Below are 20369 nucleotides of genomic sequence, written 5' to 3'. Positions count from 1 at the left end.
CTACCGGCTCCGCCGCCGGGCGACCTTGTCCCACTCCTTGTCCAGGGTGGACAGATAGCCGGCCTGGTCGCCGTCGATGAGGTACTGCTGGGTGATCCGGTCCAACGGGATGGCGGGCGGGATGTTGTGGTCGGCGAAGCCGACGAGGCGCTCCTGTTCGATGTACGGGATCAGGTCGGCCAGACCCGGGTCGGTGGGCAGCTTGTCACGCAGGGCCGGGACGGCGCTCTGGTCCTCGGCGTACGCGGTGACCACGTCCGGCCGCATAACGTAGGAGATGAAGGCGAGCGACTCCCGCTTGTGCTCCGGCTCGCGGGCCATCGTGAAGGCGACGTCCACGCCGGACACCAGGACCGCCTTCGCCGGATCGTCGGTGGGCATCGGGAAGATGCCGATGTCGAAGCCGGGCTTGAACTCGCGGACCGACGGCAGGGTCCAGGTGCCCTGGAGGTACATGGCCACCTCGCCCTTGGCGAACGCCTCGTTGCCGTCGTTGTAGCCGCGGGCGGCCTTGTCCGGCTGGGCCAGGTCGAACAGTTGCGTCAGCCGCTGCGCGACCGGCTGGAAGTCGTCGCGGAACGATGCCTGGTCGGCGGCCAGCCGGTCGAAGAACTCGGTAGGCGGCAGGTACGCCGACAGGGCGTTCCACGCCGCGAGAACGGTCCACGCGTCCTTGATGGTGCCGTAGAACGGCGTGATCCCGGCGTCCCGGAACGTCTGCGCCGCCGCTATCAGCTCGTCCCAGGTGCGCGGAACCGCGACGCCGTGCTCGGCGAACAGCTTCTTGTTGTAGAGCACCCCGTCGCCGTTGGCGACGAACGGGATGCCGTTCACCTCGCCCGGCGCCGCTGTGCCCAGGTCGTTGACGATGGTTTGGTAGGTGGGGCTGACCTGCTCGGCCACCGGCTCACCGGCGAAGTCGTAGAAGATCCCGGTGGGGGCCAGTTCCTTCCACGTCGCCCCGGCGTTCAGGGCGATCACGTCCGGCATGTCCTCGCGGACCAGCCGGGTGCGCAACGCGGTGTCCGCGTCGGGCACGTGGTTCTGCACCACCCGGATGTTCGGGTGCTCCCGCTCGAAGCCCGCGATGATCCGGTCGAACGCCTCGATCCCTTCGGGCTTGAACTGGAAGAACTCGATTGTGGTCCGACCGTCGTCGGCGTCGGCCAGACCGCAGGACCCCACCAGGCCCGCCATGGCCAGACACGCCAGAGCGCGTGTGATGCGACGAATCATCGGCACCTCCCCCAGCCACCGGCACCGGTCGTCGACGCGGCACGCCGGAACCCGCATGCCGTCACCGACCGGTGAATCAGGTCACGTGATCACTTCTACGCGCACCTGTGCCAGGGGTCAAGACCTGAGGCGATTCCTCTTTACAGTGGAGTCTCACATCAACCGATCATCCGATCCACTCCGGACTGGCGAACCGGACCGATCGACTCGATGTGCGGCATGTCGCGGGGTGCGAGTGGTCGCCACCGCCCGAGATGCCGCACACCGAGTCGCTCATGGCAGGCTCGTGCGGCAGTCGCCCGCGCGCCGGGTCAGGACCGCTCGATCAGCCCTCGCGCGTACGCCGCCTGGCCGACGTGCTGGAGGTCGTCATCGGCGACGCTGGCCAGCCGCACGCCGAGCGTCACCGGCGGATCCCAGTTCTCGTCGACCACCCGGTCGAGATCGGCCGGGGTGAGACCGGCCAGGAAGTCGCGGGTCCGGGCCGCCACCGCCTCGTGATATCCGACAAGCGCGTCGGCGTCGCGCGGGGCCAGGGCGGCGACCTCCGCCGCGGAGTGGCCGAAGCCGGTGTCCGCCGGGTCGGCCGTCCGCCCGAACGCGTCCGCCCAGTCGCTGGTGAGCCACACCTGTTCGGCGTCGAGCACTTCCGCGACGTGGCTGTCCTGCACCCGGGTCAGGTGCCAGACCAGCCATCCCACGGTGTTGGCACCGGGCCCGGGCGGCTGGCGCAACTGCTCGGCGGAGAGGGTCCGTACCGCCTCCCGGACCAGCCCGGGCAGCCGGTCGAAGACCTCCAGCAGCAGATCGCGTGCCTCCACGGTGCCCCCCTCGATGCCGGCATCGCCGTCCTCCAACGGGATACCGCCACCGCCGTCCGCTAAACGTCCGCGCCACACCGCCTGGAGGATGATCCCCTTCTTATCGCTTTCCGCCTTGAAAGGGCCCCTTCCTAACGCGGGGCCGCGGGCGGCAACGCGGAGCAGCGCGGCAGCGCGGCAACGCGGAGCAGCGCGGCAACGCGGAGCAGCGCGGCAGCGGGGCAGCCGGTCTACGCGGCGCCCGGGAGCCGACTACCGAGCCAGCGCAACTGCTCCCGGCTCTGGTACGACTCGCCGCCCTCGTGCCCGTTGTACGGCCAGACGGTGATGTCCTTGTCGGCGCTGGCGCACCGGTTGTAGGCGGCGAAGACGGTGGACGGCGGGCAGACCGCGTCCATGAGGGCCACCGAGAAGAGGGTGGGCGCCGTCATCCGGGCGGCGAAGTTGACGCCGTCGAAGTAGCCAAGCGTCTCGAAGACCTGGTCGACCATGTGCCGCCGGGTGTGCAGGTATCGGGTCAGTTCGGCGTACGGCTCCGTGTCGGTGATCTCGGTTGCCCGCCGGTAGTGGCACAGGAACGGCACGTCGGGCAGCACCGCCGCCAGGCCGTCGACCAGACCGCCGACCGCGATGGCGATGCCGCCGCCCTGGCTCGTACCCGCCACCAGCACCCGGTCGGGGTCGATCCGGGGGTGTTCGCGGGCCGCCGCCACGGCGCGCACGGCGTCGGTGAACACCCGACGGTAGTAGTACCGGGCCGGGTCCTCGATGCCCTTGGTGAGGAAGCCGTTGGCGTGCGGGCCGGCTCCCTCCGGGTCGGCGGTGTCGCCGGTGAGCCGGCCGTGGCCGCCCTGCCCCCGGGTGTCCACCACCAGGTTGGCGTAGCCGGCGGCGCTCCAGAACAACCAGTCGTGCGGCAGTCCCCGGCCGTTGCTGTAGCCGATGTACTGCACCACGCACGGCAGCCGTTCGGCGCCACCCCGGGGTAGCAGCAGCCAGCCGCGTACCGGCTGCCCGGCGTACCCGGCGAGGGTGACGTCGAAGACCTCGACCGTGGCGAGGCCCGCCGGGTACGCGTCGAAGCGCGCGGGCCGGCCGGCTTCCTCGGCCGACCGGAGCGTGCCGGCCCAGAACTCGTCGAAGTCCGCGGGTTCGTCACGGGCGGGGTGATAGTCGCGCAACCGGTCGAGGGGCCAGTCGACGAGCATGCTGTTCTCCTCCGGGGTTCGGAAACGCGACGATAGTTCACCATCTACGGCGCTCCGCCCACCAGCCCCAGGCGCCGTCACGCGGGCGGGATCGGGCCGGGAAGCCGCCGTGGACCGACCGGGCGAACGGCCACGGAGGGTCATAAAAGATCTTGCTTTTACCCTCTTGACCGGTACAGAGAAGGTGCTTACTGTACCGGTATAGGAAACGCCAGCGAGCCAAGGAGACCACGATGCACGCCGATCCGACCGCCATGATCATGTCGACCAGGAGCACCAACCGGGAGCTGTACAGCGCCCGCCCGGACGCTCCCGTGGTGCCGTACCACGCGCCGCACCGCACCCCGCGCACCGTGCGGGCGCGGACCAACCTCGCCGGGCTGCTGCGCCGCGCCGCCCGCGCGGTCGAGCCGCCCCGGCACGACCTCGCCGGGGAGCCGGGGTAGCGTCGGTGGGGACGACGATAGGAGGCGCGGTGGCGCGGGTAACCCTCCAGACGATCGCCGATCACGTCGGCGTCAGCCGGATGACGGTGTCCAACGCCTTCTCCCGGCCGGACCAGCTCTCGGCGACGCTGCGCACGAAGGTCCTCGCCGCGGCCGCGGAACTCGGCTACGTCGGTCCCGACCCGGCGGCCCGAGCCCTCGCCCGGGGCACCACCGGCGCCGTCGGGGTGCTGCTCACCGGCTCCCTGCGGTACGCGTTCACCGACGAGGTCGCCACCACCTTCCTGGGCGCCATCGTCGACGAACTCGCGCCGACCGGCCTGGCGCTGACCCTGCTGCCCGCCGTCACCCGCACCGACGTGGCGGCGGCCCAGCAGGTCGCCGTCGACGGCGCGCTCATCTACTCCTGCGACCCCGGTCTGCCCGCCCTCGACGTGCTGCGCCGCCGGCAGATCCCGATGGTGTACGTGGACCAGGAGCCGGACGGCGACACACCGAGCGTCAACATCGACGACCGGGCCGGCGCCCGGGCCGCCGCCCAGCACCTGGTCGACCTCGGCCACCGGGACATCGGCATCATGACGGTGAGCCTGGCCGGGCCCCACGGCGTTCCGCTCACCGACGTCGAGCCGCCGGCCGGCGACGGGTACGTGTCGACCCAGCGCCTGCTCGGCTGGCGGGACGCGCTCGATCCCGTCGGCGTCCGACCGCTCGTCGTCCGCCAACCCCACTGCCACGTGGACGAGGCCTACGACGGGGCCCGGGCGCTGCTCGACCGCGACCACCCGCCGACCGCCGTGCTGTGCTTCTCCGACGCGATCGCGCAGGGACTGGTCGCCGCGGCCGAGGACCTCGGGTTGCGGGTGCCGGCCGACCTGTCGGTGGTGGGCTTCGACGACAACCCGCTCGCCCGGCGGATGCGTCCGGCGTTGACCACCGTCCGGCAGGACGTCGAGGCCAAGGGGCACGCCGCCGCGGCGGCGCTCACCGCGGCCATCGAGCGGGCACGCACCGGCGCCTCGGATCGCGTCGCGTCGGTGAACCTTCCCATCGACCTGCTGGTCCGGGAAAGCACCGCCGCGCCGCCCGTTCGCGCCTGACCCGGCGGCGTCTCGCCGCCATACGATCCGGCAACACCCGTACCGAGTTGGAGGCCGTCGTGTCGGATACCGGAACCCCCGCACCGCTCGAACCGCTGCCGGAGGACTGGCAGCGCGCCCTGGCCATCGTGGCCCATCCGGACGACCTGGAGTTCGGCGCGGCGGCCGCCGTCGCCCGCTGGACCCGGCAGGGCAAGCGGGTCGGCTACTGCATGGTGACCAGCGGCGAGGCCGGCATCGACGGCATGTCGCCCGACCGGTGCCGACCGGTACGCGAGGCGGAGCAACGGGCGTCGGCCGCGGTGGTCGGTGTCGACGAGGTCGACTTCCTCGGCCTTCCCGACGGCGTCCTGGAGTACGGCGTGCCGCTGCGCCGGGAGCTGGCGAAGGTGATCCGCCGGCACCGGCCGGAGATCGTCATCACCTCGAACTTCCGGGACACCTGGGACGGTGCCTACGCGCTCAACCAGGCCGACCACATCGCCACCGGCCGGGCCGTGCTGGACGCGGTACGCGACGCGGGCAACCGCTGGGTGTTCCCGGAGCAGCTCGACGACGACCTGCGGCCGTGGGGCGGGGTGCGCCAGGTGTGGGCCGCCAGTTCGCCGGAGTCCCGGCACGGGGTGGACACCACCGACACCTTCGAGCTGGGCGTGGAATCGCTGCGGGCGCACGACGCGTACCTGCGCGGCCTCGGCTCCGGCGACTTCGACCCGGTGGAGTTCCTGGAAGGGCTGAGCCGGCCGGCGGGTGCCCGGTTGGGCACCCGCTACGGCGCGGCCTTCGAGGTGTTCCGCTTCGACCTGTTCTAGCTGCCCTAGACCGCCTGGCAGGTCTTGTCGATGTCGGTGCCCACCTTCACCAGCGTCTTCTCCATGAAGCCCGCCGGGTCGGACGACTTGCCGCCGGCCGCGAGGGACTTCGACCAGCCCTCGATGGTGGCCTTGAGCTGCGGGTCCTCGGCGGTCGCGGCGTGCTTCTTCAGATTGTTCGAGATCGCGGTGAGGTCGGCCTGGAGCTGCTTGTTGAGCTTGGACAGGCTCCACTTCTCCTGGATGGCCTTGTTCGAGCTGTCGACGATCTTCTGGCTGCCGGCCACGAAGTCGTCGGTAAGCGCCGCGCAGACCTCCTTGTTGTTCGGGGCGGCGCTGGTGGCTGCGGCGGTGGGCGACGGAGCGGCCTCGGACGAGGCGGCACCTGTCGGTGTCGCACCGGCGGCGGTGTCGGCCGACTCGTCCGGGCTGCAGCCGGCGAGCAGGGCCACCGCGGCGACCGGCACGAGGAAGGCGCGGACGAGCGTGGTACGGAGCATCGTGGATTCCCCCCGGGGATGAGATCGACGGCGCAGCGTACCAGCGATCTGGCGGAGCCGGCTGCCCCGCCTCGCAGGCCGTGGGAACGCTCCCGCCAGCCCGCTACGGACTCATGTCTGAGCGTGACCGGAACAGGGCGTCGCGACCGCGCCGGTCCTGTTCCGGCCGCACCTCAGAGCAACAGGTCGAGCAGCAGGACGCCGAGGAAACCGACGATGGAGATGATGGTTTCCATCACCGACCAGCTCTTGATGGTCTGCCACACGGTCAGTCCGAAGTACTCCTTCACCATCCAGAAGCCGGCGTCGTTCACGTGCGAGAAGAACAGCGATCCGCAGCCGATGGCCAGCGCGAGCAGCGCCACGCCCGGCCGGTCCAGGGTCTGCGCCAGCGGCGCCACGATGCCCGCGGCGGTGATGGTGGCGACCGTGGCCGAGCCGGTGGCGACCCGGATGCCGACCGCGACCAGCCAGCCCAGCAACAACGGGGACAGGTTCGCGCCCTCGGCCGCGTCGGCGACCATCGTGCCCACCCCGGCGTCCACCAGCACCTGCTTGAACCCGCCACCGGCGGCGACGATCAGCAGGATGCCGGCGATCGGGGGCAGCGAACCACCGAGTACCGCGGACACCTGGCCCCGGTTGAAGCCCGCCTGGTAGCCGAGAGTGAACATGGCGACGATCAGCCCGGCCAGCAACGCGACGATCGGCGCACCGGCGATGTCCAACGCCTGGCGGCCCGCCGACCCCTCGTCGAGGAGCAGTTCGCCGAGGGCGCGCAGCAGCATCAGCACCACCGGCAGCAGGACGGTGAACACCGCGGGCCAGAAGGCGGGGGTACGGCGGGCGGCCTCCGTACCGGTGTCGTCGACCGCTCCGCCCGGCCGGCCGGCGCCCGGATTCACCAGGTCGTCCTCGTCCATCGGGTCGGCGTCCGTGCGGCGTTCGCGGGCCGGTTCGGCGGCGTCATCCGACCGGTTCCCACCGGATCCGCCGGGCGCCCGGGTCGGCAGCAGGTCCATCGGCACGGTCGCCGGCACGTACCGGGTGATGACGTTGCCGAACAACGGTCCCGCCACGATGACGGTGGGGATGGCCACCAGCAGACCGAGCGCCAGGGTCAGTCCGAGGTCGGCGTTCAGCGAGGAGATCGCCACCAGCGGTCCGGGGTGCGGCGGCACCAGGCCGTGCAGCACCGACAGCCCGGCCAGGGCCGGGATGCCGAGCTTCATCAGGGGAATGTTCGTCCGCAGCGACGCCAGGAGCACGATCGGCACCAGCAGCACCACTCCGACCTCGAAGAACAGCGGCAGGCCGATCAGCGACGCCACTCCCGCCATCGCCCAGGGCAGAGTGCGACCGGATACCCGCCCGACCACCCGTCCGACGATGCCGTCGGCCCCGCCGGACTCGGCGAGCAGTCCGCCGATCATCGCGCCGAGCGCGATGAGCAACCCGACGCCGCCGACCGTCGTGCCGACCCCGCCGGTGAACGACTCGATCATCTTCTCGGGACCGAGGCCGGCCACCACGCCGAGGACGGCCGCGCCGAGGATCAGCGAGAGGAACGGGTGCACCTTGCCCCAGGCGATGAGCACCACCACGGCGGCGATGCCCAGCAGGGCGGCGATGATGAGTTGGCCGTCACCGGCCGCCGGGGCGGCCTCCGCGGCGAGCGGGATCATGGGCATCACAACCTTCGGACGGCGTCCGCGACCGGGAGGGGCGGGCGGTGACGATCACATGGGTGGGGGTTGCGGTGGCGGCGCCGGCGGCAGGTCCGCGGCGAGCCGGCGCAGGGCCCGGTACGTGGGACCCAACGCGTCGTACAGGTCGGCGAAGGTGGGCAGCAGGGCGGCGTAGACGGCCGCGGCCTCCGGGTCGGGGCGTACGGTCTCCTCGATCTCGACGAGTTCGGCGGCCACCTCGATGGACGGCACCATGCCGAGCGCCTGCATGCCGAGCAGCGCGGCGCCGAAGCCGGATCCCTCGTGCCCGACGGGGAACCGCACCTCGACCCCCAGCACGTCGGCAAGCGTCTGCCGCCACAGTGGACTGCGTGCGAAGCCGCCGCTGGCCCGGATCTCCCGGACCTCGTTGCCGGCCGCCCGGACCGAGTCCAGCACCACCGCGAGTTGCAGGCAGACGCCCTCGATCGCGGCCCGGATCAGGTGTTCGCGGCGGTGCGCGTGGGTCAGCCCGACGTACGCGCCGCGGGGCAGCGCGCTCCAGTGCGGCGCCCGCTCGCTGAGCAGGTACGGCAGCATGAGCAGCCCGCCCGACCCGGCCGGTGCCGTGGCGGCCAGGGCGAGCAGTTCCTCCTCGGCACCGTCGCCGAGGTCCGGCGCCAGTGCGTCTCCGGCCCAGCCGAGCACGATGCCACCGTTGTTGATGGCCCCGCCGACCACCCATCGGTCCTCGGTGAGGGCGTAGCAGAACACCCGGCCCAGCGGGTCCACCGACGGCCGTTCGACCATCACGCGCATGGCACCGCTGGTGCCGATCGAGCAGGCCACCACGCCCGGGCGGACGGCGCCGAGCCCGAGGTTGGCCAGCGGACCGTCGGCGGCACCGAGCACCACCGGCACGTCGGGGGGCAGTCCGGTGGCCTCGGCGGCGGCCGGAGTGAGCCCGCCGAGCACGGTGGTGCTGGGGGCCAGCCGGGGAAGCTGACCCTCGTCGATCCCGGCGACGCGCAGCGCCTCGGCGTCCCACCGCCGTCCGGCGAGGTCGAAGAGCCCGGTTCCGGAGGCGGCCGAATAGTCGGTCAGCAGCGTGCCGCAGAGCCGGCGCAGCACGTAGTCCTTGATGCCGACCCAGTGCGTCACCCGGGCGAACAGTTCCGGCTCCCGCTCGGCGTACCAGACGAGTTTGGGCAGCGGGGCCATCGGATGCAGCGGGGTGCCGGTGCGGCGGTGCAGGTCCAGGCCCCCCGCGGTGGCGCGCAGCCGCTCGGCCTGCTCGCTGGCCCGGGAGTCGGCCCAGGTGATCGAGGGAGTCAGCGGGTGCCCGTCGACGTCGAGCCCGATCAGGCTGTGCATGGCGGTGCTGAACGACATGCCGGCCGGCGGCGTCGACAGCTCCGCCACGACCGCGCGCAGGGCCGCCACCACCGCGTCGTGGATGGCCGGCGGGTCCTGCTCGGCCCACCCGGGCCGCGGCTCGTCCAGCGGGTAGCCGACGGAGTGCGCGGCGAGCTGGTTGCCGGCCGTGTCGAAGGCAACCGCCTTGGTGCTCGTCGTGCCGATATCGACGCCGATGACCACGGCCGCTGGCCCGTCGGGTGACCGGCCGTCTGGCGCCCGGCCGGTCGGCGCCCGGCCCGTCGGGGAGGATCGGTCCACCGGCGCCACCTCCTCGTCAGCGTCGCTCGTCAACGCCCCCGGCGGGCCCGGTCCGGTGGGTCACTGCCCGGCGACGCGCAAGCCATACCCAGGGATCGATCATCCTATGCGCGCCGCCGGTCCGCAGCGGACGGAAGACGTGGGGGTCTGGCGCGGCCCGCGACCACCGGGCTCAGCGGCGGGCGGCGGCCAGCGCCTCGGTGATCCGGTCGGCCGGCGCGGGCACCGCCGGGGCGCCGAAGAACTGCTGCTGCCCGCCCGCGTACGGCTGGCCGTAGACCGGGGTGTCCGGCTGGGATCGCCAACTCTCGGCCAGCGGGCCGAGGTCCACGCTGTTCTTCGCCAACCTTCCGGCCCGGGACGCCATTCCCCGGGGCCGGATCGGCGGACGGATCTGGCACGTTCAGCGGATCACCAACGGGCGGTCGCCCCGCTTGACGAACTCACCGATCACCGGGGCACCGTCGACCTCGCCGGCCAGCAGCAGACCGCCGCTGGTCTGCGCGTCGGCGAGCAGCAACGCCTCGGTCTCGTCGAACCGGCCGAGGTCGGTGTGCGGCCGTACCCAGTCGAGGTTGCGCCGGCTGCCACCCGGGACGTACCCGTCCCGCAGGCTCTCCCGGGCCCCGGCCAGGTACGGCACGGCGGCCGCGTCGACCACCGCGGTGACCCCGCTGGCCCGGGCCATCTTGTAGAGATGGCCGAGCAGGCCGAAGCCGGTCACGTCGGTGGCCGCCCGGACGCCGGCCGCGACCGCCGCCTCGGCGGCCCACCGGTTCACCGTCGCCATCGTGGCCACCGCCTCGGGGAACACCTCGCCGGTCGCCTTGTGCCGGTTGTTCAGCACGCCGAGACCCAGGGGTTTGGTCAGCGACAGCGGCTGGCCGGGCCGCGCCGCGTCGTTGCGCATCAGCCGCCCCGGGTCGACCAGGCCGGTGACCGCCATGCCGTACTTGGGCTCCGGATCGTCGACGCTGTGCCCCCCGGCAACGTGGCAGCCGGCCAGCCGGGCGACGTCCAGCCCGCCGCGCAGCACCTCGCGGGCCAGTTCCATCGGTAACGCGTCCCGGGGCCAGGCGAGCAGGTTCACCGCCACCAGCGGCGTCCCGCCCATCGCGTACACGTCGGACAGGGCGTTCGCCGCCGCGATCCGCCCCCAGTCGTACGGGTCGTCGACGACCGGGGTGAAGAAGTCGGTGGTGAGCACGATGCCCCGGCCGTCGGCCAACCGCACCACGGCCGCGTCGTCCCCGTCGTCGAGGCCGACCAGCAGTTCCCCCGCCGCGTCCGGCGGCGGGTCGCCGGCGAACAGGTCCGCCACCACCGCCTCCAGCTCACCGGGCGGGATCTTGCAGGCGCAGCCGCCCCCGTGCGCGTACCCGGTCAACCGGCGGGGGTGGGCACTGACCGTCATCCGCCGAGCTTACGGGCGCGGTGGTGACGTCGCCGGGACGCGCTGTCGAATCCGGCCGGTCCCGTTGGTCGGGATGGGTGGAGGCGCGTGGCGCGGCTCCCCCGACGACAACGGAGGCAGACAGATGAGCAGGCCATTCGAGGTGGGCTGGACGGGCGACCTGCCGGCCGGTCCGGCAGCGGTCTGGGACGCGGTGACCAGGCGAACGGCCGGCTGGCTCTGGCCGGTCGAGTACGAATCCCGGGCCGGTGGGTCCGAGCGCGGCCTGGGCGGCGGCACGGTGACGGTGTGGGAGCCACCGAGCCGGTTCACCACCCGCTCCGGCGAGGGATCCGGCGGGGGCAACGAACTCGACTACCGGCTGGAACCACGCGGCTCCGGAACCCACCTGCGGTACACCCACCGGGGCACCGCCGACGGTGACTACGACCGCGAGGTGGACGCCTGCCGGCGGCACACCAACTTCTACTACCACTCGCTTGTCGAGTACGTGCGCCACTTCGCCGGCCGGGACGCGGTGTACGTCACGGCGGACGGCCCCGAGGCGTCCGCGCGCGGCGGATCCGACCTACTCCGCCGGGCGCTCGGCGTCTCGGGGGACGTCGCGGTCGGCGACCGGGTGCGGCTCACCCCGGCCGGGCTGCCGCCGATCGACGGTGTGGTCGACTACGCGACGCCGGAGTTCCTCGGTGTCCGCACGTCCGACGCGCTCTACCGGTGGTACGGGCGGGACGCCTGGGGGTGGCCGGTCGGGCTGGCGCACCACCTGTTCGGCCCCGACGTCGACGGGGTGGCCGCCGGCGCGGCCTGGAACCGGTGGCTGACCGGTATCTTCGCGTCCGAGGAGGTGGCGTGATGGCGCAGTACGCGGTGCTCATCTACGAGCGGGAGACGCCCGGCGGGGCGGCCGACCTGCCGCCGGAGGTGCTCCGGGCGCACGAGGAACTGCCCGGCCGGATCAGGGAGCTGGGCGGCCGGGAGGTGGCCGGGATGGCGCTCGAACCGACCTCGGTCTCCACCTCGATCCGGGACGACGTGGTCACGGACGGCCCGTTCCTGGAGACCAAGGAGGCGCTGGCGGGGATCTTCGTCATCGAGGCCCGGGACCTGGACCACGCGCTGACGCTGGCCAGGCTAACACCGATCGTGGACGGCGGGGTCGAGGTCCGGCCGCTAATCGGGTTCGATATCGCCGAGCCGGATCCCGAGACGGCGGAGGCTGGTCCCGAGGCCGCCGAATCGGGGCCCGGCATCGCGGGGTCGAGCTGACCGCGGTCGATCGGGCGGTGGCTGACGCGCACCGTCGCGAGTGGGCGTACGTGCTCGCCGCGACGGTGCGGGTCACCCGTGACATCGACGCCGCCGAGGAGGCCGTGCAGGAGGCGTACGTCCGGGCGCTGCGCGCCTGGCGGCGGGACGGCGTTCCGGACCGGCCCGGCGCCTGGCTGACCACCACGGCCCGGCGGATCGCGATCAACGACCTGCACCGGCGGCGCGACCTGGCGAAGCGGCTGCCGCTGCTGCTCGACCGGGACGAGGTAGCGTCGCCGGAGGCCGAGCCACCCGACATACCGGACGACCGGCTCCGCCTCGTCTTCACCTGTTGCCACCCGGCGCTGTCCCGGGAGGCCCAGGTCGCGCTCACCCTGCGGCTGGTGTGCGGCCTGCCGACCACCGACATCGCGCGGGCGTTCCTGGTCGCCGACGCCACGATGGCCGCCCGGATCACCCGGGCCAAGAAGAAGATCGCGGTGGCCCGCATCAGGTACGCCGTGCCGGCCCTCGACGAGCTGCCGGCCCGGGTCGACGCGGTGTTGGCCGTGCTGCACGTGCTCTACGCGGCCGGGCACACCGCGTACCGGGGCGACCTGCTCGTCCTCGACGAGGTCGCCGGCCGGGCCCTGGATCTCGCCCGGCTGCTGCGCCGGCTGCTGCCCGCGGACCGGGAGGTGACCGGCCTGCTGGCGCTGCTGCTGGTCCACCACGCCCGGCGGGCCACCCGCACCGACCCGGACGGCCGGTTGCTGCGGCTGAGCGAGCAGGACCGGTCCCGGTGGGACCGGGAGTTGATCGCCGAGGCCGACCGGCTGGTGGTGGCGTCGTTGCGGGCCGGGCCGCCCGGTCGGTTCACCCTGCTGGCGGCGATCGCCGCGCTGCACGCCGAGGCACCGAGCTACCCGGAGACGGACTGGGCGCAGATCCTGCGGCTCTACGACGAGTTGCTGCGGGTCTGGCCGTCACCGGTGGTCGCCCTCAACCGGGCCGTCGCCCTGTCCATGGTGGACGGACCGGAGGCGGCGCTGGCCGAAGTGGACGCGCTGGACCGGGACGGCCGGCTGCGTGACTACCACTACCTGCCCGCGACCAGGGCGGATCTGCTGCGCCGGCTGGGCCGCGACGCCGAGGCGGTCACGGCCTACCGGGCGGCGCTCGCCCTCACCGGCAACACCGCCGAGCAGGAGTTCCTCGCCGAGCGGATCCACCGGGCTCCGCCCACCAGGTGATCTCCCGCACACCGGTCTGTCCGACCGGGGCCAACGGTCCATAGGCTCGGTCCGCTGTGCTCCCGATCAGCGGGCGGCGGTGACCCCACGGGGCGGCGACCGGGACCGCGGAAAAGGGTTACCGACATGCTCGACCAACTGGTCGTGCTCGCCGCCGGCGTGGCGGCGGGCGCCATCAACGCGGTGGTGGGCTCCGGCACGCTCATCACCTTCCCCGTCCTGCTGGCGTTGGGATATCCACCCGTCGTCGCGAACGCCTCCAACACCGTCGGGCTGGTGCCCGGGTCCCTCTCCGGCGCGTACGGCTATCGCGCCGAACTGGTTGGCCGGCGCCGGTTGCTGCTGCCGCTCATGCTGGTCGGGCTGGTCGGTGGGGTCACCGGTGCCGCGCTGCTGCTGGTCCTGCCGGCCACCGCGTTCGAGTTCGTGGTGCCGTGGCTGATCGGGGTGGCGGTGCTGCTGGTGGCGGCGCAACCCCGGCTCGCCCGGTGGCTGCGCCGCTCCCGGACTCCTGACGGTGTCCGGGAGCCGGCCGGCTCCCGGACACCCGGCGCCACACCGCCCGGACCGACCGGCCGGCTGCCGGGCGGCCGGGCCGGCGTGCTGCTGCTGGTCGGCGCCTACGGCACCAGCGTGTACGGGGGTTACTTCGGTGCCGCCCAGGGGGTCTTGCTGCTCGGCGTGCTCGGCGTGTTGCTGCCCGAGAAGCTGCAAAGCCTCAACGGCATCAAGAACCTGCTGACCGCGCTGGTCAACGGCGTGGCCGCGGTGGTATTCCTCGGCGCCGGGCAGGTGGCCTGGCAGCCGGCGCTGCTCATCGCGGCCGGATCGGTGGTGGGTGGGCTGCTCGGCGCCCGGTACGGTCGGCGGCTGCCCGACACCGCGCTGCGTGCCCTCATCGTGGCGGTCGGCCTCACCGCGCTGGTGCGGATGGCCACCTGATCCCGCGACCCGCCGTACGGGTTCTCGCCAACCGTCAGAACCTGCACCTGACCAACATCGGCGATCAGTGGACCCGGCTTTCGCAGCCGGGTCCACTCAACCATTGAGGTACGCCAGCACGGCGAGCACCCGGCGGTTGTCGTCGTCCGAGGGCGGCAGTCCGAGTTTGCCGAAGATGCTGTTGATGTGCTTGCTGACCGCCTTCTCGGTGATGAACAGGCGGGCGCCGATCGCCGCGTTCGAACGGCCCTCGGCCATCAGGCCGAGCACCTCCCGTTCCCGGGCGGTGAGCGCCCCGAGTGGCTGCTCGCCGTCCCGGCGGGCGAGTAGCTGGGCGACCACCTCGGGATCCATCACGGTGCCGCCGCCAGCCACCCGGCGCACCGCGTCGACGAACTGGCTGACGTGCGACACCCGGTCCTTGAGCAGGTAGCCGACCCCACCGGCGCGGTCGGAGAGCAGTTCGCGGGCATAGAGCTGCTCGACGTGCTGGGACAGCACCAGCACGGGCAGTCCGGGCACCTCGGTGCGGGCCGCGATGGCCGCCTGGAGTCCCTCGTCGGTGAAGGTCGGCGGCAGCCGGACGTCGACGACCGCCACGTCGGGTCGGTGCTCCAGCAGGGTGGGCAGCAGCGCCGGGCCGTTGTCCACCTCCGCGACCACCGTGATGTCGAACGCGCCGAGCAGGCGGATCAGCCCGTCCCGGAGGAGGGCGAGGTCTTCGGCGACGACAACGCGCACGGCAGCTCCATGGTCACGACGGTGGGTCCGCCCGGCGGGCTGGACACCGACATCGTTCCATCGAACGCGGCGAGCCGGCGCCGCACACCCCGCAGCCCGGTGCCCGCCTCCGGATCCGCCCCGCCGGCGCCATTGTCGCCGACCGTCATGACCAGCCTGCCGTCCCGGTGTGACACGTCGATCCAGGCGAGCCGGGCACGGCTGTGTTTGACGATGTTGGCGAGCGCTTCGGCGACCGCGAAGTAGGCGGCCGACTCGACCGGGGGGTCCGGCCGAGCGGGCAGGTCGACCGCGACGTCGACGTGCGTCGGAACGGACAGGGCGAGGGCCCGGACCGCGCCGTCGAGACCGCGTTCGGCCAACACCGGCGGATGGATGCCGCGGACCAGGTCGCGCAGCTCGGCCAGGGCCCGGCCGCTGGACTCGCGGGCCTCGGCGAGCAGCTGCTCCGCCGCCGCCGGATCGCGCCGGACCAGTTCCTCCGCGAGCCCGATGTTCATGCTCAACGACACCAGCCGGGCCTGCGCCCCGTCGTGCAGGTCCCGCTCGATCCGGCGCAGTTCGGCGGCCTGCGCGTCGACCGTGTCGGCGCGGGTCTCGGTGAGCCGTTCAACCCGGTCGCGCAGCGCCGCCTCGGCGGTCGGCCCGAGGAAGTACCGGGCGAACTCGGCCTCGATCCAGAGCAGCCAGGGTGCGGCCACCACTCCGACCACGAGAATCAGGGCGGCCAGCGGGAGCGAGAGGATCTGCTTGACGACGTTGTCGATCGGCCAGAAGATCCCGTACCCCCACCAGTCCACGTAGGCCGTCAGCAGCGGCGTCACCAGCAGCCCCTCCAGGCCGTACAGCGGCAGCGCGACCGCGACGAGGCCGAGCACCGCGCCGGCGAGCGCGCCGGGCAGCAGCCAGGCGAAGTCCCGCCAGGTGGCCGGGTCGCTGACAACCAGCCGGAAGCGGCGCCAGGTGCCGAGCGACGCGTCCGCCGGGATCGGCCGGTACGGCGTCGGGATCGGTACGCCGGCCCACCGGGCGAACCGTCGATGCAGCTCGGCCCGCCAGCGGACCGCCACCACCAGCACGGGGAAGGCCGCGAACCCGACGCCGGCCGCCGGGATGAGCGCCAGCGACACCACCGACAGCACGAACAGCGGGATGTTGCCGGCCAGCGCCAGGATCGCCACGGCGAGTCCGCGTGCCGCGGCGAGCAGGCCGGGCCACAGGTAACGCCGGGCCAGTTCGCGCGGCTCGTCCAGGAGGGTGAGGTCCACCTCGACAGTGTGGCGGACGGGGGCGCCGGAAAACGGTGGTGCTGGGACCACCTCGTCCGGCGGCCTGCGACCCCTGTGTCCGGCCGCCGCGACGCCTTGTATCGGTGGCATGGACACCGAACGCAATCGACGGGCCGCGCTCGCCCGGGGCCTGGCCCGGCTGGTCGCCGGGCGGCGGACCAGGTTCGCCGTGCTGACTTTCTGGCTGGTGCTCGCCGGAGTCGCCGGTCCGCTGGCCGGCAAGCTGGCCGAGGTGCAGAACAACGACCAACTGGGGGCACTGCCAGCCAGTTCCGAGGCCCAGCGGTACGCCGACCAGGTCGCCACCACCTTTCCCGAACGCGACGCGCTGGTGGCCGTCGCGGTCTACGTCCGGGACGGCGGGCTGACCGAGGCGGACCGGGCCAAGGTCGCGGCGGACCGCACGGCCTTTACCGGGTACGCCGACGGCGGCCGGATCTCTCCGCCGGTGCCCAGCGCGGACGGTGCGGCGCTGCTGCTGTCGTTCCCGCTGGCCGGGTCCGGTGACGCGCAGTCCGCCGCGGTCGGGGATATCAGGGACCGGTTGGCGGCGGACCGGCCGGACGGGCTGCGAACGGCGCTGACGGGCTCGGCCGGAGCCGATGACGACCTTTTCGACGCCTTCGCCGGCATGGACGCCACGCTGCTCGTCGTCACCGCGCTCGCCGTGGCGCTGCTGTTGATCGTCACGTACCGCAGTCCGGTGCTGTGGTTGCTGCCGTTGCTGGTGGTCGGCGTCGCCAGCCAGGTCACCAGCGCCATCGTCTACCTGCTCGCCCGGCACGCCGGGCTGACCGTGGACATGCAGAGCCAGAGCATCACCACGATCCTGGTCTTCGGCGTCGGGGTGGACTACGCGCTGCTGCTCATCGCCCGGTACCGGGAGGAACTGCACCGGCACGCCGACCGGCGTCCCGCGATGGTGGAGGCGGTGCGCCGCACGCTGCCGGCCGTGGCGGCGTCGGCGGCCACCGTCGGCATCGGGCTGCTCTGCCTGCTCGCCGCCGATCTGCCGTCCAGCCAAGGGCTCGGCCCGGTTGCCGCGGTGGGGGTGGCCATCGCGTTCGCCACCATGATGACTCTGCTGCCGGCCGTGCTGGTGGTGTGCGGCAGGTGGGTGTTCTGGCCGTTCGTCCCGCGAGTCCGCGACGGGGAACCTCGTCCAGAAGTGACCCGCGAGGAGCCCCGGGAGCATCGGGTCTGGCGGGGGATCGCCGCGTGGGTGGGCCGGCGGCCACGCGCCGTCTGGATCGGCACCCTCACGGTGCTCGTCGCCCTGCTGCCCGGCATCGGCCTGCTCAGCATCGGTCTGCCCGGGGACGAGTCGTTCACCAGGGAGGTGGGCTCGGTGACGGGTCAGCGGATGATCGAGCGGCACTATCCGGCCGGGCTGGTCTCGCCCGCCGAGATCGTGGTCGCCGTTGCCAAGGCCGATCAGGTGGCGGCCGCGGCCCGGACGGTGCCGGGCGTCGCCAAGGTGGCGCAGGTCGGGAGATCCACCGACGGCGGGTGGGTCCGGCTGGACGCCGTGCTGGCGTACCCGGCGCAGAGCGACGACGGTCTGGCGACGGTGGACCGGCTGCGCGCCGCCGTGCACGCCGTGCCCGAGGCCCGAGCGCTGGTTGGCGGGGAGACCGCCGCGACGCTGGATGTCGAGCGTACGGCGTGGCGGGACAACCGGGTGGTGATGCCGCTGGTCCTCACGGTGGTGTTCGGGATCCTGCTGCTGGTCCTGCGCGCCGTGGTGGCGCCGCTGGTGCTGCTGGGCAGTGTGGTGATCTCCTACGGTGCCGCGCTGGGTCTCAGCGGGCTGATCCTGCACGCGCTCGGACATCCACGGCTGTGGGACGGGGTTCCGCTACAGACGTTCCTGTTCCTGGTGGCCCTGGGAGTCGACTACACCATTTTCCTGATGACGCGGCCCGGGAGGAGGCGGCGGTACGCGGTCACCGTACCGGCGTGCTGCGTGCCCTCGCGGTGACCGGTGGTGTGATCACCAGCGCCGGTGTGGTGCTGGCCGCCACGTTCTCCGCCCTCAACGTGCTGCCGCTGGTGCCGTCGGTGCAGGTCGCGGTGATCGTTGCGGTCGGTGTCCTGCTCGACACGATGCTGGTCCGCAGCCTGCTGGTGCCGGCGTTCGCCCTCGATCTCGGCGCACGGACCTGGTGGCCGAGCCGACTGACCCGGTCGTCGGCGGCGCCGGTCCACGCCCGACCACTGGAGCGCACACTACATCTATAGTGGGAGGATGAGCGACATCTCCGTCCGAACCATGGCCGCGTCCGAGCTGGACGCGGCCGGTCGGCTGATCGGGCTGGCGTTCCGGGACAACCCGGGCGTCCTGGCGGTGACCCGGGGCGACCGGGACCGGGCCGACCGGACCATGCGGGCGGTGGCCCGGGTGGTGAAGCTCGGCAACCGGCTCGGTCATGTGCTGGTCGCCGAGCTGAACGGCGAACTCGTCGGCGTGCTGAACGCGGTGGAATGGCCACGCTGCCAACCCACCCCGGGCGAGAAGCTGCGTGGCGGGCCGGCGCTGCTCCAGACGGTGGGCAGCGCGCTCCCCCGCCTCCTGCGGCTGAGCGACGCACGGGCCCGGCACGATCCGCGCCGGCCACACTGGCACGTCGGGCCGGTCGCCGTCCATCCCGACCGGCAGGGGCTCGGGGTCGGCACCGCGCTGCTCAGGGCGTTCGTCGAGCTGGCCGACCGGAGCGACATCCCGGCGTTCCTGGAAACCGACGTCGACCGGAACGTCGCGCTCTACCAACGGTTCGGCTTCGAGGTGACGGTACGGCGGGAGATCCTCGGCGTGGACACCCGCTTCATGTGGCGCGACCGCCGGCCGGGGTCCGGAACCTGAGGCCACGGCCGCGGTGCAGACCGCGAACGTGCCGGCCGCCGCCGCGCTCAGACCGCGAACGTGCCGGCCGCCGCCGCGCTCAGACCGCGAACGTGCGGGCGAGCCGGGCGAGTGCCGCGTCAGCGTACCGCCGGTCGCCGCCGGTCACCCCGAACGCCAGGTCCTCGATCAGCGCGCACCTGGCGTGGAACGCGGCGCGGGCCAGCAGATCGTCGGCCACCGACGCTCCGGCGCCCGGGCCGTCGGCGCCTGGGACCTCCGCGCCCGGGCCGTCGGTGGTCGGGACATCGGCGCCCTGGGCGTCCGAGACCGGCGGGCACAGCCGCGTAGCCAGCCGGGCGGCAACGTCCGGACCGAGGTCGCGGTAGAGCCGACCGAGGTCGTGCGCGGGGTCGGCAAGCGCCGCGTCGGACCAGTCGAGCACCCCGGTCAACCGGACCCCGTCCGGCGCGACGAGCAGGTGCTCGGCACCGAGGTCGTTGTGGCAGAGCAGCAGGTCGTCCGGCTCGGGCGGCGGGGCGGTGGCCAGGAACCGGTCCACTGCCCGGCGCTGGTCGGCATCGAGCAGGTGGGTGAGGTCCGGCACCGTCTCGGCGGCCTCCGCCAGGTAGTCGGCGTGGGGATAGCGGTCCTCCTCTACCAGGCCGGCCACCCGCTCGCCCGGGACGCCGTGGATCGCGCTGAGGAAGTCGGCGAGCTGGTCCACCAGGGCCGCCGGGTCGACGGGTGGACGATCGAGCAGCGTGGCTCCGGGCAACTTCCGCTGCACCACGAGACCCTCGTCGGGTGCCGCCGCGACCACCTCGGGCACCGGAATCGGCGACACACCAGCGATCACGCCGAGCAGGTCCGCCTCCCGCCGGATCGCCTCGGCCAGGTCCACGCCATCCACCGGCTTGCGCTGGCGGACCACGTACGCGCCGTCCACCTCGTACGCGACGTGGTCGGTGCCCTCGCCCAGCGGCACGACGGTACGAACGTCCGAACCCAGCAGTTCGCGTACCCGATGAATCATCCCTGGCGCGCCCACCCCACCCCACCTCCCTCTATCCCGGGACTGTACAAATAACGGCTGATCGACCGATCAAGGGAGAGACGCCAGATGACGACCGAGACCACCGTGGGACAGTCGGCTGTGGAGCCGTCGGG

General features: G+C 72.9%; 21 protein-coding genes. 10 read left to right on the top strand and 11 right to left on the bottom strand.

The annotated features are described in order from the left end of the window. The 3 genes from ACFQUZ_RS31500 to ACFQUZ_RS31490 all read right to left on the bottom strand — a co-directional run bounded on the left by ACFQUZ_RS31500 (position 1) and on the right by ACFQUZ_RS31490 (position 3265). A complete protein-coding gene (locus tag ACFQUZ_RS31500; protein WP_377448793.1) occupies positions 1-1236 on the bottom strand; it encodes an ABC transporter substrate-binding protein in 1236 nt (411 codons plus the stop codon). A gap of 311 nt (positions 1237-1547) precedes the next feature. After that, positions 1548-2057: a DinB family protein gene (locus tag ACFQUZ_RS31495; RefSeq protein WP_377448791.1), complete on the bottom strand. Its 510-nt coding sequence runs from the start codon at positions 2055-2057 to the stop codon at positions 1548-1550. Positions 2058-2287: 230 nt separating this feature from the next. Beyond that, the gene (locus ACFQUZ_RS31490) at positions 2288-3265 is read right to left on the bottom strand and encodes an acetylxylan esterase (protein WP_377448789.1); all 978 of its coding nucleotides are present in this window, start codon (positions 3263-3265) and stop codon (positions 2288-2290) included. A gap of 233 nt (positions 3266-3498) precedes the next feature. Here ACFQUZ_RS31490 and ACFQUZ_RS31485 point away from each other — a divergent pair, with 233 nt between their 5' ends. The 3 genes from ACFQUZ_RS31485 to ACFQUZ_RS31475 are packed head-to-tail and all read left to right on the top strand — an operon-like array spanning position 3499 to position 5623. Beyond that, positions 3499-3711 (top strand): hypothetical protein, encoded by a 213-nt coding sequence (locus ACFQUZ_RS31485; RefSeq protein ID WP_377448788.1) that lies wholly within the window; start codon positions 3499-3501, stop codon positions 3709-3711. A gap of 29 nt (positions 3712-3740) precedes the next feature. Then, positions 3741-4811, top strand: a complete 1071-nt coding sequence (locus ACFQUZ_RS31480; RefSeq protein WP_377448786.1) for a LacI family DNA-binding transcriptional regulator — start codon at positions 3741-3743, stop codon at positions 4809-4811. Between the two features lie 59 nt (positions 4812-4870). After that, positions 4871-5623 (top strand): PIG-L deacetylase family protein, encoded by a 753-nt coding sequence (locus tag ACFQUZ_RS31475; protein ID WP_377448784.1) that lies wholly within the window; start codon positions 4871-4873, stop codon positions 5621-5623. Between the two features lie 5 nt (positions 5624-5628). Here the strand turns inward: ACFQUZ_RS31475 and ACFQUZ_RS31470 are convergent, their stop codons facing one another. The 5 genes from ACFQUZ_RS31470 to selD form a co-directional block, all read right to left on the bottom strand. Then, entirely contained in the window at positions 5629-6123 is a 495-nt protein-coding gene (locus tag ACFQUZ_RS31470) for a hypothetical protein (RefSeq protein ID WP_377448782.1), read from the bottom strand. Positions 6124-6296: 173 nt separating this feature from the next. Then, positions 6297-7808, bottom strand: a complete 1512-nt coding sequence (locus ACFQUZ_RS31465) for an SLC13 family permease (RefSeq protein ID WP_377448807.1) — start codon at positions 7806-7808, stop codon at positions 6297-6299. Between the two features lie 54 nt (positions 7809-7862). After that, on the bottom strand, positions 7863-9467 hold the full coding sequence (locus ACFQUZ_RS31460; protein ID WP_377448780.1) for a gluconokinase: 1605 nt from the start codon (positions 9465-9467) through the stop codon (positions 7863-7865). Between the two features lie 172 nt (positions 9468-9639). Beyond that, positions 9640-9798 carry a hypothetical protein gene (locus ACFQUZ_RS31455; RefSeq protein WP_377448778.1) on the bottom strand — a complete coding sequence of 53 codons (159 nt, stop codon included), beginning with the start codon at positions 9796-9798 and terminating at the stop codon, positions 9640-9642. A gap of 72 nt (positions 9799-9870) precedes the next feature. Beyond that, the gene (gene selD, locus ACFQUZ_RS31450) at positions 9871-10881 is read right to left on the bottom strand and encodes a selenide, water dikinase SelD (RefSeq protein WP_377448776.1); all 1011 of its coding nucleotides are present in this window, start codon (positions 10879-10881) and stop codon (positions 9871-9873) included. A 124-nt stretch (positions 10882-11005) separates the two neighbouring features. Between selD and ACFQUZ_RS31445 the strand changes: the two genes are divergently transcribed. The 4 genes from ACFQUZ_RS31445 to ACFQUZ_RS31430 all read left to right on the top strand — a co-directional run bounded on the left by ACFQUZ_RS31445 (position 11006) and on the right by ACFQUZ_RS31430 (position 14327). Further along, positions 11006-11737, top strand: a complete 732-nt coding sequence (locus tag ACFQUZ_RS31445) for an SRPBCC domain-containing protein (protein WP_377448774.1) — start codon at positions 11006-11008, stop codon at positions 11735-11737. After that, positions 11737-12150, top strand: coding sequence for a YciI family protein (locus ACFQUZ_RS31440; RefSeq protein WP_377448772.1), 414 nt, complete (start codon positions 11737-11739; stop codon positions 12148-12150). Before ACFQUZ_RS31445 ends, ACFQUZ_RS31440 begins: the two co-directional genes overlap by 1 nt. Positions 12151-12200: 50 nt before the next feature. Further along, entirely contained in the window at positions 12201-13385 is a 1185-nt protein-coding gene (locus ACFQUZ_RS31435) for an RNA polymerase sigma factor (protein WP_377448805.1), read from the top strand. 126 nt (positions 13386-13511) lie between these two features. Beyond that, on the top strand, positions 13512-14327 hold the full coding sequence (locus ACFQUZ_RS31430) for a sulfite exporter TauE/SafE family protein (protein ID WP_377448770.1): 816 nt from the start codon (positions 13512-13514) through the stop codon (positions 14325-14327). A gap of 96 nt (positions 14328-14423) precedes the next feature. Here ACFQUZ_RS31430 and ACFQUZ_RS31425 read toward each other — a convergent pair whose 3' ends face one another. Together ACFQUZ_RS31425 and ACFQUZ_RS31420 are read right to left on the bottom strand one after the other, a co-directional pair. After that, positions 14424-15068: a LuxR C-terminal-related transcriptional regulator gene (locus ACFQUZ_RS31425; RefSeq protein ID WP_377448768.1), complete on the bottom strand. Its 645-nt coding sequence runs from the start codon at positions 15066-15068 to the stop codon at positions 14424-14426. Beyond that, on the bottom strand, positions 15020-16336 hold the full coding sequence (locus ACFQUZ_RS31420; RefSeq protein ID WP_377448766.1) for a sensor histidine kinase: 1317 nt from the start codon (positions 16334-16336) through the stop codon (positions 15020-15022). Before ACFQUZ_RS31420 ends, ACFQUZ_RS31425 begins: the two co-directional genes overlap by 49 nt. Before the next feature lie 109 nt (positions 16337-16445). On the opposite strand from ACFQUZ_RS31420, the gene ACFQUZ_RS31415 reads away from it, so the two are divergent. From ACFQUZ_RS31415 to ACFQUZ_RS31405, 3 genes are read left to right on the top strand one after another with little or no spacing between them, the layout of a single operon-like run. Beyond that, positions 16446-18338: an MMPL family transporter gene (locus ACFQUZ_RS31415; RefSeq protein WP_377448764.1), complete on the top strand. Its 1893-nt coding sequence runs from the start codon at positions 16446-16448 to the stop codon at positions 18336-18338. Then, positions 18317-18598, top strand: a complete 282-nt coding sequence (locus ACFQUZ_RS31410) for an MMPL family transporter (RefSeq protein ID WP_377448762.1) — start codon at positions 18317-18319, stop codon at positions 18596-18598. The genes ACFQUZ_RS31415 and ACFQUZ_RS31410 overlap by 22 nt, the downstream gene beginning before the upstream one ends. A gap of 7 nt (positions 18599-18605) precedes the next feature. Continuing rightward, positions 18606-19220, top strand: coding sequence for a GNAT family N-acetyltransferase (locus tag ACFQUZ_RS31405; protein WP_377448760.1), 615 nt, complete (start codon positions 18606-18608; stop codon positions 19218-19220). 79 nt (positions 19221-19299) lie between these two features. Here the strand turns inward: ACFQUZ_RS31405 and ACFQUZ_RS31400 are convergent, their stop codons facing one another. Then, on the bottom strand, positions 19300-20250 hold the full coding sequence (locus ACFQUZ_RS31400; protein WP_377448758.1) for a phosphotransferase family protein: 951 nt from the start codon (positions 20248-20250) through the stop codon (positions 19300-19302). Positions 20251-20369: the final 119 nt, after the last annotated feature.

The sequence above is a fragment of the Plantactinospora sp. GCM10030261 genome (assembly GCF_042666615.1).
Taxonomy (GTDB): domain Bacteria; phylum Actinomycetota; class Actinomycetes; order Mycobacteriales; family Micromonosporaceae; genus KBS50.
The sequence above is the reverse complement of the archived record's forward strand: the minus strand, read 5'-3'. Positions and strand labels throughout refer to the sequence as shown.

Excerpts from the sequence above, each read along its gene's own strand:
- ACFQUZ_RS31405 (WP_377448760.1), top strand. The coding sequence starts at position 18,606 with ATGAGCGACATCTCCGTCCGAACCATGGCCGCGTCCGAGCTGGACGCG.
- ACFQUZ_RS31490 (WP_377448789.1), bottom strand. The coding sequence starts at position 3,265 with ATGCTCGTCGACTGGCCCCTCGACCGGTTGCGCGACTATCACCCCGCC.
- ACFQUZ_RS31430 (WP_377448770.1), top strand. The coding sequence starts at position 13,512 with ATGCTCGACCAACTGGTCGTGCTCGCCGCCGGCGTGGCGGCGGGCGCC.
- ACFQUZ_RS31470 (WP_377448782.1), bottom strand. The coding sequence starts at position 6,123 with ATGCTCCGTACCACGCTCGTCCGCGCCTTCCTCGTGCCGGTCGCCGCG.
- ACFQUZ_RS31415 (WP_377448764.1), top strand. The coding sequence starts at position 16,446 with ATGGACACCGAACGCAATCGACGGGCCGCGCTCGCCCGGGGCCTGGCC.
- ACFQUZ_RS31445 (WP_377448774.1), top strand. The coding sequence starts at position 11,006 with ATGAGCAGGCCATTCGAGGTGGGCTGGACGGGCGACCTGCCGGCCGGT.
- ACFQUZ_RS31465 (WP_377448807.1), bottom strand. The coding sequence starts at position 7,808 with ATGATCCCGCTCGCCGCGGAGGCCGCCCCGGCGGCCGGTGACGGCCAA.
- ACFQUZ_RS31500 (WP_377448793.1), bottom strand. The coding sequence starts at position 1,236 with ATGATTCGTCGCATCACACGCGCTCTGGCGTGTCTGGCCATGGCGGGC.
- ACFQUZ_RS31485 (WP_377448788.1), top strand. The coding sequence starts at position 3,499 with ATGCACGCCGATCCGACCGCCATGATCATGTCGACCAGGAGCACCAAC.
- ACFQUZ_RS31440 (WP_377448772.1), top strand. The coding sequence starts at position 11,737 with ATGGCGCAGTACGCGGTGCTCATCTACGAGCGGGAGACGCCCGGCGGG.
- selD (WP_377448776.1), bottom strand. The coding sequence starts at position 10,881 with ATGACGGTCAGTGCCCACCCCCGCCGGTTGACCGGGTACGCGCACGGG.